General features: G+C 58.7%; 12 protein-coding genes and 2 riboswitches. Of the genes, 5 read left to right on the top strand and 7 right to left on the bottom strand.

Annotated features, from left to right (window positions below):
• Positions 1–19: 19 nt before the first annotated feature.
• The 6 genes from G6N80_RS11840 to G6N80_RS11865 all read right to left on the bottom strand — a co-directional run bounded on the left by G6N80_RS11840 (position 20) and on the right by G6N80_RS11865 (position 6588).
• Complete coding sequence (locus tag G6N80_RS11840; RefSeq protein ID WP_082547285.1) at positions 20–676, bottom strand: thiamine ABC transporter ATP-binding protein; 657 nt, start codon at positions 674–676, stop codon at positions 20–22.
• Complete coding sequence (gene thiP, locus G6N80_RS11845; RefSeq protein WP_165133975.1) at positions 673–2289, bottom strand: thiamine/thiamine pyrophosphate ABC transporter permease; 1617 nt, start codon at positions 2287–2289, stop codon at positions 673–675. The genes G6N80_RS11840 and thiP overlap by 4 nt, the downstream gene beginning before the upstream one ends.
• A gap of 6 nt (positions 2290–2295) precedes the next feature.
• Entirely contained in the window at positions 2296–3306 is a 1011-nt protein-coding gene (gene thiB / locus G6N80_RS11850) for a thiamine ABC transporter substrate binding subunit (RefSeq protein ID WP_165133978.1), read from the bottom strand.
• A gap of 39 nt (positions 3307–3345) precedes the next feature.
• Positions 3346–3455: riboswitch (TPP riboswitch) on the bottom strand.
• Between the two features lie 44 nt (positions 3456–3499).
• On the bottom strand, positions 3500–3952 hold the full coding sequence (locus G6N80_RS11855) for a response regulator (protein WP_062556207.1): 453 nt from the start codon (positions 3950–3952) through the stop codon (positions 3500–3502).
• 150 nt (positions 3953–4102) lie between these two features.
• Positions 4103–5929, bottom strand: coding sequence for an ABC-F family ATP-binding cassette domain-containing protein (locus G6N80_RS11860; protein ID WP_165133981.1), 1827 nt, complete (start codon positions 5927–5929; stop codon positions 4103–4105).
• A 5-nt stretch (positions 5930–5934) separates the two neighbouring features.
• Positions 5935–6588 (bottom strand): thiamine diphosphokinase, encoded by a 654-nt coding sequence (locus tag G6N80_RS11865; RefSeq protein ID WP_062556205.1) that lies wholly within the window; start codon positions 6586–6588, stop codon positions 5935–5937.
• A gap of 118 nt (positions 6589–6706) precedes the next feature.
• On the opposite strand from G6N80_RS11865, the gene G6N80_RS11870 reads away from it, so the two are divergent.
• From G6N80_RS11870 to G6N80_RS11885, 4 genes are all read left to right on the top strand, one after another.
• A complete protein-coding gene (locus tag G6N80_RS11870) occupies positions 6707–7546 on the top strand; it encodes an AAA family ATPase (protein WP_062556204.1) in 840 nt (279 codons plus the stop codon).
• 74 nt (positions 7547–7620) lie between these two features.
• Positions 7621–7698, top strand: a riboswitch (SAM riboswitch).
• A gap of 67 nt (positions 7699–7765) precedes the next feature.
• The gene (gene metA, locus G6N80_RS11875; RefSeq protein WP_165133984.1) at positions 7766–8686 is read left to right on the top strand and encodes a homoserine O-acetyltransferase MetA; all 921 of its coding nucleotides are present in this window, start codon (positions 7766–7768) and stop codon (positions 8684–8686) included.
• 6 nt (positions 8687–8692) lie between these two features.
• Complete coding sequence (locus tag G6N80_RS11880; RefSeq protein ID WP_165133987.1) at positions 8693–9874, top strand: vWA domain-containing protein; 1182 nt, start codon at positions 8693–8695, stop codon at positions 9872–9874.
• A 70-nt stretch (positions 9875–9944) separates the two neighbouring features.
• A complete protein-coding gene (locus G6N80_RS11885; protein WP_165133990.1) occupies positions 9945–10964 on the top strand; it encodes an aldose epimerase family protein in 1020 nt (339 codons plus the stop codon).
• 44 nt (positions 10965–11008) lie between these two features.
• Here G6N80_RS11885 and speB read toward each other — a convergent pair whose 3' ends face one another.
• A complete protein-coding gene (gene speB / locus G6N80_RS11890; RefSeq protein WP_165133993.1) occupies positions 11009–12052 on the bottom strand; it encodes an agmatinase in 1044 nt (347 codons plus the stop codon).
• A 119-nt stretch (positions 12053–12171) separates the two neighbouring features.
• Here speB and G6N80_RS11895 point away from each other — a divergent pair, with 119 nt between their 5' ends.
• The gene (locus G6N80_RS11895) at positions 12172–13389 is read left to right on the top strand and encodes an aminotransferase (protein WP_425503920.1); all 1218 of its coding nucleotides are present in this window, start codon (positions 12172–12174) and stop codon (positions 13387–13389) included.
• Positions 13390–13399 lie beyond the last annotated feature (10 nt).

Raw genomic sequence — 13399 nt, forward strand, 5'->3', positions numbered from 1 at the left:
TGCAAGATTTCACCAAGCTCTAGAGGCGCTGTACAACTTCGCCGTTCTCGATATGGATGACGTTCTGCGCCAGACGGCTGATATCATCCGGGTTATGACTGACGAGAAGCACGGTATTGGCAGTTTCGCGATGCAGTTTCAGCAGCAGAGTTCCCATGTCCGCACGGAGGGCAGGGTCCAGCGCCCCAAATGGCTCGTCCAGCAACAGAAGCGGTTTCTTGCGTACAAGAGCGCGGGCGAAGGCCACCCGCTGCCGCTCACCGCCGGACAGGGTCGCGGGTTTGCGCTTCTCCATGCCTGATAGTCCTACCCAATCCAGTGCATCACCGACCGCGCGCCTGTCCTGCGCGGTCAGTTTCAGGGCCGGATCGATTCCAAGGCCGATATTGGTGAAGAGATCGAGATGGGTGAAGAGGTTGTTATCCTGAAAGACAAGGGAGATCGGCCGCTCGGCGGGATGTGCGTTCGATAGATCATGGCCATTGATGATGACCTCACCGCTATCCGGCTGTTCGAAACCGGCAAGGAGATTCAGGAACGTCGATTTGCCTGACCCGGATGGTCCCGTGATGGCGGTTATGATGCCTGGTCTGACAGAGCAGTCGAAGTGGAATTTCGTCGCTCCGAGGTTGAAGCGAACATTGCGCATCTCGAGACCGGGACTGTGTTTGCTCATCTCTGTCGCCTGTTGCCTACGGTGCCAAGGATCGTGAAGCCCAGGCAGACCATGCCCAGCAGCAGCGCATACCCATCAGCATCCGCGGTTCTGTAGCTGCCCATGCTACTGTAGACCAGCCACGGCAAGGTTAGCAGATCCTGTGAACTGAAGAGCGCCACGGCCCCCAGATCGCCCAGCGAGAGCGCCATGGCAAAGGAGAGTGCCGTCAAGGCTGGCCTGAAGAGGACCGGCCAATCGACGATCCGGAAGCGGGCCCAGCCTGTCAGGCCAAGATGGGCGCAGAGCCTGTCCGTCTGTGCTGCATGGGCCCGAATGGCAGGCTCGATCACGCGGATCACGAAAGGAAGCGCCATCAGCATGTTGATCGCGGCGATTAGCGCTGGTGCGAAAAAATTGACATCGCCGAAGGGCCTCAGTGACAGGAACCACCCGGTTCCCAGCACCACCGGCGGCACGAGCAGCACAAGGGAAGATGCTGCCGAAAGGCTTGACCCAAGCACGCGAGAGGCCCGGGAACTGGTTCTTCGAACGCTGAGCACATGATCGGCGCCAATGATCCCGAAACCGATGGTGACCGCTGACGCGCCTGCGCAGAATGCAATGGAAAGACTTGTGAGCAGTGCCTGCCGGAAATCTGGCTCCAGGACGAGGCGCTCAAGGTCAGCCGACAGCCCGGACACGAGGATCATCGCAAGCGGCAGGATCAGGAAGGTAGCGGCCAAGAGAATGACGATGGCGTCGCTGCTGCGGGCAAGGCGCGAGCGGCCATCGTAGCGGCTCCACAATCTCCCTTCGCCGACGGCCGTGTCTTCCGCTTTCGGCAGCAGGTTCAAGCAGAGCAATATGACTGTCGTCACTGCGATCTGCATTAAAGCCAGGGCAATTGCGCGGGGCGGATCGAAATCGAAACGCAGTGTCTGATAGATCGCTACTTCGAGCGTCGTGGCGGCAGGGCCGCCGCCTAGAACCAGCACCAGCGTGAAACTGGTAGCGCAGAGCATGAAGATAAGCCCGCTGGTCGCCGGAATGACACGCATAAGAGCGGGTAGCTCCACATGACGAAGAATAGACAACCGCCTCATGCCGAGACTTGCCGTCAACCGCCAGTATTCCTGGGGCAGCCGCTCCAAGGCCGCCAGCATCATGCGGGTTGCCAGCGGCAGGTTGAAAAAGACATGAGCGATCAGAATACCGCTCAGGCCATAGATGCTGATGGGTTGCTCAAGACCCAAAGCTTGGAGCGCCTTGTTCACAAGTCCCTGTCGCCCGAAGATGCCAATGAGGCCGAGCGCACCTATAAGAACAGGCAGTCCCATGGGCACGGCCATGAGGCGCACGAGCCAGATACGCCCGGGGAATTTCGTCTGCCGAGCCAGTGCCAAGGCGACCGGCAGCGCAAGACACAGGGAAAGCGCAGTGGAAAGGGTAGCCTGCAACAATGTGACACGCAGCAGGCTGAGGGTATAGTCGTCCACCACACTGCCCTGGACGAGACCGGTGGGAGCGAATGCCAGAAGAACTGCCACAGGAACCAGAACGAGCAGAGCGATGACGGTCAGGGCCGCAACGCCACCCGCCAGCCCGCGCTGCTGTTCAGACCGTGTCAGCATTCGGTCTTACTTTGCGCTCATGGCCGTCTGCCACTCGCGAATCCAGGCCTGACGATTCTTGGCAACCTCGGCTGATGGCATCAGAAAGGTTTTCTCGGGCTGCGGCAGTTTGGAAAAGGCTTCTGGCAGGGGGCTCGATGTCGGCGCGACTGGCATCATCCAGTTTGTCGTCGGAATGATCCCCTGAAACTCGGGGGATAGCGTGAAGGAGAGGAATTTGCGGGCCAGATCCTGGTTTTGGCTTGCCTTCAGCATGCCCGCCACTTCGATCTGAATGTAGTGTCCCTCTTCGAACTTCGCAGCCTGATAGCGATCCGTCTTTTCCTCGACCATGTGATAGGCGGGCGAGGTGACATAGGAGAGCACCATCGGCGCCTCGCCCTTGGTAAACAGGCCATAGGCTTCCGACCAGCCGGGCGTGACTGTCAAAACGCGGTTCTTCAGCTTCGCCCACGCCTCTGGTGCCTTGTCGCCATAGACCGATTTGACCCAGAGAAGCAGGCCAAGACCGGGTGTTGACGTGCGTGGATCCTGGATCACGATTTTCTGCGAGGCATCGCCCTCAACCAGGTCTTTCAGGCTCTTTGGCGGCGTTTTCAGGACTTGTGTATCGTAGACGACGGCGAAATGCCCGTAGTCATAGGGAACGAAGACGTCGTCCTTGAAACTTCCGGGAACCTTGGCAGAGGTCGTGTCGATGCCGTGGGGTGCAAAAAGGCCTGTCTGCTTGGCTTCTTCAATAAGATTGGTGTCGAGGCCGAGGGCAATATCGGCCTTCGACGTCTGACCTTCCAGCTTCAACCGCGTCAGCAGTGCCACGCCATCCGAAACGCCGACGAAGTTGACCGTGCAGCCACATGTCTTCTCGAAAGCCGCCTTGACCTTCGGTCCGGGGCCCCACTTCGAGATGAAGCTTTCATAGGTATAGACTGTGAGGCTTTTCGCTTCCTGAGCGTTGCTGGTCGGTGCCAGCAACAGACCGAGAAGACCACAAACAATTGCTAGGGGAGATTTCATCAACGCTACCTCGACCAAAAGAGTTCAGGGAATAGGCGTCGATTTGAACGGTCTAATCCCTCCGCCGGTGTTAACCGGATCAGGTTCCGCGGGTTGGCTTCCAGATGGAAAACCTCTCAGCCATCTTCATGGCACCCCGTTAGAGCGTCGAAACATGTATCGGGCGGCCCGCTGTTTGGCAAGCGGTCCGCGCTTATCGATTGGCAGCAGTCAATGTCCGCAACTGCTGGGGCATAGCCGCAATGCTGCCGATGCGGTTTGCAATGGCATAGGAAACGGTATCTTGCAGGATATGCGGCATGACGGGCTTCGTCAGGACACCGAGCGGGCGCACGTCCTGACCTTCCAGTTGTTCCGGGTTAGCCGTCATGAAGACAACGGTGATCCCGAACCGCTCTGCCAGCTCGCGTCCGATGGAGGGACCGGTGGCACCATCGGACAGATTGACGTCGACGAAGGCGATATCCGCGTGCGGGGCCAGCGCCAAAGCATGGTCTCGACCGCTGGCAAAACCGGCCACCGTCAATCCCATTTCCTCAATGGTCTCGGCGATATCGAGAGCGATCAGAAATTCATCTTCGACAATCAGGACTCGTTGATTCATGGCTGTATCTTCCAGCCGACGACGCATAACTTGAGCCGACATGGGGACATCCCTTCGTTGAACGCTAACATAGCCGGAACCGCATTTCCGACCCTGTAGCCTCCGAACGTGCCAATATGGGATTTGTTCCGGGACGTGACTCGAATCCGGAAAACTAACGAAACATTAATCTTAACATAAACTTAAGCGAGTTTAGCCTTCCAGCTCTTCCCGCAGCATTTCGAGCTCCAGCCATTCTTCTTCCATGGCTGTCAGTTTGGTGCGCAAGGCTTCCATCTCTGAGGCGAGGCGGTTGAAGGCAGCCGGATCCTTCGTGAAGAGATTTGGATCGGCCATCTTGGCCTCGCGGGCCGCAATGTCCTTGCCGATCTTGTCCATCTCTTTCGGCAGGTTTTCGAGCGCAAACTTCTGCTTGTAGGAAAGCTTGCCCTGCGCTTTGGGTGCCGAGGCTTGAGCGGGTGCGGAAGCGGCTTCCGCCTTGGCCTTCTCCTTCTCGGCCTTGCGCTTTTCCTCCAGCGCGCCTTTGCGCTGAGCCATCATGTCCGTATAGCCGCCGGCATATTCGATCCAGCGTCCGTCAGGCGCTTCCGGATTTGCCGGCGCGATGGTGGATGTCACGGTGCGATCGAGGAAGTCACGATCGTGGCTGACAAGGATGACGGTGCCGCTGAAGCCGGAGACGATTTCCTGCAACAGGTCCAGCGTCTCGATGTCGAGGTCGTTGGTCGGCTCATCGAGGATCAGCAGGTTCGAGGGCCGTGCCATGATGCGGGCCAGGATCAGGCGCGCGCGCTCGCCACCGGAAAGGTTTCGGATCGGCGTGCGCATCTGCTCCGGCTGAAACAGAAAGTCCTTCATGTATCCAGCAACATGGCGCTGCTCGCCATTCACCAGCAGGTTCTCGCCGCGTCCATCTGTCAGGTAGTGACTCAGCGTATCTTCGAGGTTCAGGTCTTCGCGCTTCTGGTCGAGCGTCGCGATTTCCAGATTGGTGCCGAGCTTGATGATACCTGAATCCGGCTCCAGCTGGCCGGTCAGCATTTTCAGAAGCGTTGTTTTGCCTGCACCGTTCGGCCCCACAAGACCGATGCAATCGCCACGATGCACGCGGATGGAAAAGGGCGCGACGATCTGGCGCTCTTCATACCGCTTGGTGATGGCTTCCGCCTCGATCACCAGCTTGCCGCTTTCCTTGCCTTCGGTGGCGCTCGCCTGAATGGTGCCTTGCGGACCGCGATGGCCGCGGTATTCCGCCCGCAGGCTCTGCAGTTCACCAAGACGGCGCATATTGCGCTTGCGGCGTGCCGTCACGCCGTAGCGAAGCCAGTGCTCCTCGCGCTCGATCTGCCGCCCCAGCTTGTGTTGTTCCAGCTCTTCGGCTTCCAGCACCTCATCGCGCCAGGCTTCGAAATGGACAAAACCGCGATCCATGCGGCGGGAGGTGCCGCGATCCAGCCAGACGACGGCGGTCGAAACCTTTTCCAGAAAGCGGCGGTCGTGCGAGATAAGAACCAGCGCACTGCGGCTCTTCAGCATTTCGCCTTCCAACCATTCGATGGTTGGCAGGTCCAGATGGTTGGTCGGCTCGTCCAGCATCAGGATGTCGGGTTCAGGCGCCATGACACGGGCAAGTGCCGCACGGCGAGCCTCGCCACCGGACAGACGGCGCGGATCTTCCTCACCCGTCAGGCCCAGATGGCTGAGCAGGTAGGTTACGCGGTACGGGTCGTCACCCGGTCCCAGTCCCGCCTCGCAATAGGCCTGCACCGTCGTGTAGCCGGCAAAATCCGGCGCCTGCTCCAGATAGCGGATCGTGGAGGAAGGGTGGCGAAAGACTTCGCCCGATTGCGCTTCCACGAGCCCTGCAGCGATTTTCATCAGGGTGGATTTGCCTGAACCGTTGCGGCCCACAAGACAGATACGGTCGCCTGGCTCGACCTGAAAGTTGGCGCCGTCGAGCAGCGGCGTGCCACCGAAGCTTAAACGAATGTCATCGAGCTTGAGAATGGGAGGTGCCATGTGCGTCAGGCTCCGGTCATGTCATAGGGGCGGGCCAGCAGCATGGCGCGACCCTTGGAGAGCGTGACCGAAATCATCCCTTCCGCAATATTCGAGATGGTGCGGGAGGAGCCGAAAGTCAGTTTGAAATTCTTCAGAGGATAGCGCGCGTTGCGGATGGTCAATCCTTCCAGCACCGTAAAGCCGAGCACCGAAAACAGCGAACCCTTGGGCAGGTCCAGCTCCATTCCCGCATCATTGCACAGCGGGAAGGCTTCTTCCTCGCCAGAGGTCAGCATGACCTCGAAATTGTCTTCAGCAAGGCTGAGGGCCGAGAGATAGTGTTGCAGCACATGGTCCGATCGCTCGCCGCCGAGCGCACCAACGAGAATCAACCGTTCCGCGCCACGTGAAATCGCTTCCGCAATGGCAATTTCGCCATCGGTCGCCGCCTTGGAGGCAGGGTAAGCGCGGCGCTCGATCTTCGGATAGGCGGCCTTCAGCGCATCGTCACTGGAGTCGAAATCCCCAACCCATATTTCCGGTGTGAGGCCCAGCGCGCTCGCATGGCGAATGCCGCTATCGGCGGCGATCACGCGGCTGCCTTTCGTCACGGCACGCAGCCGGTCCGTCACGGTAATGTTGCCGCCCAGAAGAATGGAAAATGTCGGTGTGCTCATGGGGTCTGCCCATAGCCTATTCGCGGGGTAGAAGGAAAGCGGGATTCGCCGGTTTTCCGGCACTCTTGCTTCACGTCATCTCACTTATTAGGTTCGCGGCCAGCAGGGAGAATGAGAGATGCAGTTTACCGGAACCGCCGACTACATAGCCGACAAGGATTTGATGGTGGCCGTCAATGCCGCGATCCGGCTGGAACGCCCGTTGTTGGTGAAAGGCGAACCCGGCACCGGCAAGACCGAACTGGCGCGGCAGGTGGCGGCGGCGCTCGGTCTGGACATGATCGAGTGGAATATCAAATCCACCACCAAGGCGCAGCAGGGGCTCTATGAATATGATGCCGTTTCGCGCCTGCGCGACAGCCAGTTGGGCGATCCGCGCGTCAACGAGGTTTCCAACTATATCAGGCGCGGCAAGCTGTGGCAGGCCTTCGCCGCAGAACAAAAGGTCGTGCTTCTGATCGACGAGATCGACAAGGCCGACATTGAGTTCCCAAACGACCTTCTTCAGGAACTCGACCGCATGGAATTTCACGTCTACGAGACAGGCGAGACCGTGAAAGCCAAGGTGCGGCCCATTGTCATCATCACCTCGAACAATGAGAAGGAGCTGCCGGATGCCTTCCTGCGGCGCTGCTTCTTCCATTATATCCGCTTTCCGGATGCCGAGACGCTGTCGCGCATCGTGGAAGTGCACTATCCCGGCATCAAGCAGAAACTGGTGAGCGCGGCCCTGACCCAGTTCTACGAAATCCGCGAGATGCCGGGGCTGAAGAAGAAGCCCTCAACATCCGAGGCGCTCGACTGGATCCGGCTTCTGGTGTCCGACGATGTCGATCCGGACGATCTGCGCGCCGACGTCAAGAACGCTCTGCCGAAGCTGCACGGTGCCCTGCTCAAGAACGAGCAGGATGTGCATCTCTTCGAGCGGTTGGCGTTCATGGCGAGGCGCGAGCGGTAGGCGGGGAAGTGCGGTAGGCGGGGAAGTGCGGTCTCCAACCCTCATTGACCTTGGCGGAATAAGGGCCTATTTAGAAGGCTCATCGTGGTGATTTGGCCGGTCGGCTTGCAGCCACGTTAAATAAGTCGCTAAAGGGCCGCGAGAAGAGAGACAAATCCTTTTCCCCGGACCGGTCGCGACTATCGCCACCGGTTTTTTTGTTTTTGTCGAGTTCGAACCATGCCGATCAAGATTCCAGATACGCTTCCCGCTTTTGAGACGTTGGTCAATGAAGGCGTTCGGGTCATGACCGAGACGGTGGCCGTGCGGCAGGATATCCGTCCGCTGCAGATCGGCCTGCTCAATCTCATGCCGAACAAGATCAAGACCGAAGTGCAGATGGCACGCCTGGTCGGCGCTTCTCCTCTGCAGGTAGAGCTTTCTCTTGTACGGATCGGTGGCCACAAGGCAAAGAACACCTCTGAAGAGCACCTTCTGTCCTTCTACGAGACCTGGGAAGAAGTGAAGCACCGCAAGTTCGATGGCTTCATCATCACCGGCGCGCCGGTCGAGACCCTGCAATATGAAGATGTGACCTATTGGGACGAGATGCAGCAGATCTTCGACTGGACGGAAACCAATGTCCATTCAACGCTGAATGTCTGCTGGGGCGCGATGGCGGCCATCTATCACTTCCACAAGGTGCCGAAGCATGAGTTGAAGGCGAAGGCGTTCGGCGTCTATCGTCACCGCAATCTCTGCCCGTCCTCCATCTATCTCAACGGCTTCTCGGATGATTTCCAGGTGCCGGTCTCACGCTGGACGGAGGTGCGCCGAGCCGATATCGAAAAGGTGCCGGGTCTGGAAATCCTGATGGAATCCGATGAGATGGGCGTTTGCCTCGTTCATGAGAAGCGCGGCAACCGGCTCTACATGTTCAACCATGTGGAATATGACTCCACCTCGCTGGCGGACGAATATTTCCGGGATGTGAACGCGGGCGTGCCGATCAAGATGCCGCACAATTATTTTCCGCATAACGATGTTACACTGACGCCGCAGAACCGCTGGCGCAGCCATGCGCATCTGTTTTTCGGTAACTGGATCAACGAGATCTACCAGACCACGCATTATGATCTGGAGCAGATTGGAATTCGGTAAGGCATCATGCTCATTCCCTTCTTCCTGAAGCTTAGACAAGCGAAAGTCCCGGTTACACTCCGGGAATTCCTGGATCTGCTGAGGGGAATGGAAGCAGGGCTTGCGGATTTTGATGTCGAAGCCTTCTATTTCCTTGCGCGTGCGGCGCTGGTGAAGGATGAGCGGTTCATCGACCGTTTCGATCAGGTGTTCTCTCAGCATTTTCGGGGTCTGACGGCTATCGCAGGTGCAGATGGCGTGGATGTCGAAACCCTGCCGGAAGACTGGCTTCGCAAGCTGGCCGAGAAGCATCTGACGCCGGAAGAGAAGGCGCTTGTCGAATCCCTCGGTGGCTTCGACAAGCTAATGGAAACGCTTAAGAAACGGCTGGAAGAGCAGAAGGGCCGCCATCAGGGCGGCTCGAAATGGATCGGCACCGCCGGAACCTCACCCTTCGGCGCTTATGGCTATAATCCGGAAGGCGTTCGGATCGGCCAGGAAGGCTCCCGTCATCGCAAGGCGGTGAAGGTGTGGGACAAACGCGAGTTCCGCGACTTCGACGATAGCCGCGAAATCGGCACCCGCAATATCAAGATTGCTTTGAAGCGCCTGCGCCGCTGGGTGCGGGAAGGGGCTGCGGACGAGCTGGATCTTGCCGGCACCATTCGCTCTACCGCTGAACACGGCTATCTCGATGTGCAGACGCGGCCGGAGCGGCGCAATGCCGTGAAGCTTCTGATGTTCTTCGATGTCGGCGGCTCGATGGACGATCATGTCATGGTGGTCGAGGAACTGTTTTCTGCGGCCCGCGCCGAGTTCCGGCATCTGGAGCATTTCTACTTCCACAACTGCCTCTACGAGAGCGTGTGGCGCGATAACCGACGTCGCTCCGAACGGTTATCCGTCACCGATATCCTGCGCATCTATGGGGCTGACTACAAGGTCATCTTCGTCGGTGATGCGACCATGAGCCCCTATGAGATTACCCATGCGGGTGGTTCCGTCGAGCACTGGAACAAGGAGCCGGGGGCGGCGTGGATGCAGCGGCTGACCGGGCATTTTCATCGTGTCGCCTGGATCAATCCGGTGCCGCAGGGGCATTGGGACTATACGCAGTCGCTTGTCATCATGCGTCAGTTGCTGAATGACCGCATGTTTCCGCTGACTTTGCAGGGGCTGGAGCAGGCAACGCGGCAACTCGCCCGCTGATATATTTCAAGGATTGCGAAGCGCAGGATTTTGGCGCAGTTTGCCGCGCAAATTCGAAAGGACGATAATGATGACGACGCAGGGCGAAATCTTCGGCACCACTCCCAAGGGCGAAACGGTTTACCGGGTGAAGATTTCCGGCGGCGGGCTGACCGCCTATGTCATCACCTGGGGTGCTGTCATTCAGGATCTGCGCCTTGAAGGACACGATGCACCTCTAGTGCTGGGCTTCGACAATTTCGATGATTATCCGAAATATTCCTCCTATTTTGGTGCGACACCGGGGCGCGTTGCCAATCGCATTGGCAAGGGCCAGTTCACGCTGGATGGCAGGCATTATCAGCTGGATCTGAACCAGAACGGCAATACGCACCTGCATGGCGGCAGCGATGGGCTGGGCAAGACCAACTGGACGATCATTGCGCATGCCGAAAACAAGGTCATCCTGCAGGTCACTGATCCCGATGGCCGCGGCGGTTATCCGGGCAATTGCACGGTGACGGCAACCTATGAGCTCAAAGATGAGGGCGTTCTGAACGTCGTCTATGAGAGCGTGACGGATGCGCCGACGCTCGCTAATATCTGCCAGCACACCTATTTCAACCTTGATGGCCGGGACGATACGCTGGGCCACGACATCATGATTGCCGCCGATCATTATCTGGAGCTCGACGAGCATCAGGTGCCGACAGGCGAGCAGGTGCCTGTGGCTGGCACGCCCATGGATCTGCGACAGCTTGGTTCATTGCGCCGCACGGATGAAAACGGCGCGCAGGTGGATTTCGACCACAATTACTGCCTCTCCAACGAACGTGTGGAGAAGCGGTCTATTGCGCTGGTGCGCAGCGTCAATTCCGGCGTTTCTCTGGAAGTCCGCACCACGGAGCCGGGGGTTCAGCTCTATGGCGGCTTCAAGCTGAAGCCGACCGTTCCCGGTCTCTCCGGCAAGCTCTACGGTCCTTATGCGGGGCTCTGCCTGGAAACGCAGATCTGGCCGGATGCCATCAATCACCCGGGCTTCCCGAACGCGGTGCTGCGCCCTGGCGAAGTGCTTCGCCAGGAAACCGATTACGTCTTCTCCAAGAGCTGATTGAGGATCAAGCTGGCCGTTTCGGTCAACGGCCAGCTTCCCTTTCAGGTTTTCAATGCCGGGCTGAAGGCCATCAGGCTCAGCAGTTCGAACAGAACCTGTGCTCCCGCATGGGCGGTGTTGTGGGTGGCGTCATATTCGGGCGCCACTTCCACCACGTCGCCGCCGACAAGGTTGATGCCCTTCAGGCCGCGCAGCAGTTCCAGAACTTCGCGCGTCGTCAGGCCTCCCACTTCCGGCGTCCCTGTACCAGGTGCGAAAGCCGGATCAAGGCTATCGATATCGAAGGAGATATAGGTCGGGCCGTCGCCGACGATGGCGCGCGCCTTTTCGATGATGGCGGGAAGCCCAAGCCCGGTCACCTCTTCGGCATGAATGACAGTCATGCCGCTCTCGTAGGAAAACTCCCAGAGATATTCCGATGAACCGCGAATGCCGATCTGGATCGTTCGGGTGGGATCCAGCACACCATCCAGAACCGCATTGCGGAACGGCCCGCCATGATGAAATTTCGTCTGGTCGAAAGAACCGCCGGTGTCGCAATGGGCATCGATATGGATCAAGCCTACTGGCCTGTTCTTGCCGACTGCCTTGAGAATGGAATGGGTAATAGAGTGATCGCCTCCAACCGCGAGCGGCACCACACCCGCATCGACGATCTGGTTGAAGCGTTTTTCGATGTCCTCGTGGCTCATCTCGAGCCGGTATCGGCTGCGGAAGGGAACGTCTCCGATATCAGCAACTCGTAACTCGTGCACCGGTGTACAGCCAAGCACGTGGTTATAGGGGCCGATGCGGTCGATTGAGCGGAGCGCGCGTGGCCCAAAGCGTGAGCCGGGACGATTGGTGACGCCAAGATCCATCGGGACGCCGATCAGGGCGACCTGAAGATCCTGAAAATCCGGGTTGTCGGCTGCGACGGCAAGGTGTGGCGCATAGAGGAGAGTGGGGATGCCGGCATAAGGAGCGGCCCGCGTTCCGTTCTTGAAGACCTTGGTGCCGACCTTGGCAAAGGCCGGATCGAAGATCTCGCCGCCTTCTCCATACTTTGCCCGCAGTGCCGCCAGTTTCTCTTCATTCCAGGCCATGACCACAATCCCGATTGCTGCTGTAAAAATGGGCGACGGACTATCCTGCCTTCGCTTTCAGCAATATCGAACGAAAAGACATTCTAAATCAATTGACTTTTTGGCGTGGAGCCATGCTGATGCTGGCCAGAGAGTCTGAAATGAGATTGCCGAACCCCATGTCATCCGTGCCCGCCTTCAACCCTTTGATCGAACAGATTTCACCTCCGCCAGTACCCTCTGTGCAAGCCTGGGCGCGGGCCTATGATGGTGCAAAAGGTCCACTGATTGACCTGTCGCAGGCGGTACCGGGCTATCCTCCGCACCCGAAAATGCTTCATCTCCTGGGCGAAGCGGCATCCTCGCGCGCCTCGATCGGCTACGGCCCTATCGAGGGCGATGGTATTTTGCGGGAGGCTTACGCTACGCATGTCAGCGAGGTTTACGGGGCGTCTCTCGCGTCGGGACATGTCCACATCACCTCCGGCTGCAACCAGGCCTTCATCTGCGCAATCATGGCTGTTGCGGGTGCAGGCGATACCGTCTTGATGACCAATCCCTACTATTTCAACCACCAGACCACGCTTGCCATGCTGGGGATCGCAACCAAGCTTGTCGAGTGCCGGGCGGAGAACGGCTTCCTCCCGACGGCGGCGGATATCGAGGCGCAGATAGGGTCTGGCGTGAAGGCGCTGGCACTGGTTTCACCGAACAATCCGACGGGTGCGGTTTATCCTCCCGCGCTTCTGGCGGAGATCGCCGAGCTTTGCCGATCGCGCGGTGTCTGGCTGATCCTGGACGAGACCTATCGGGATTTTCTGGCCACCGAGGGTGCGCCGCCGCATGCGCTTTTCTCACGTCCGGACTGGGAGAGTTCGATCGTCTCGCTCTACAGTTTCTCAAAGAGCTTCTGTATTCCCGGCCATCGGCTCGGTGCCATCACGGCTGGTCCCGCTTTCATCGCACAGGTGGCGAAGGTCATGGATAATCTGCAGATCTGTGCGCCGCGCGCGGGTCAGGCTGCCGTGGCTACCGCGTTGCCGCTTCTTGCCGATTGGCGGGAGGAGAACAGACAGGAAATTCTACGACGCGCAAAGGCTCTGTCCGACGTCATGCACAGCGTTTCGGACTGGAAGCTCGATGCCTTGGGGGCCTATTTTGCCTTCGTGCGGCACCCTTTCGAAGGCGTCGGTTCGGCAGAGGTGGCGGAAGCACTGGCCAAAAAGGCCGGCGTTTCTTGCATTCCAGGCAGCTACTTCGGGTCCGGTCAGGAGCAGTATCTGCGGTTTGCCTTTGCCAATGCCGATGTGGACGGGCTCACGATGCTAGGTCAAAGGTTGAGCAGTTTCACGCTATAAAAATGCCCGG

The sequence above is a fragment of the Rhizobium rhizoryzae genome (assembly GCF_011046895.1).
Taxonomy (GTDB): Bacteria; Pseudomonadota; Alphaproteobacteria; order Rhizobiales; family Rhizobiaceae; genus Neorhizobium; species Neorhizobium rhizoryzae.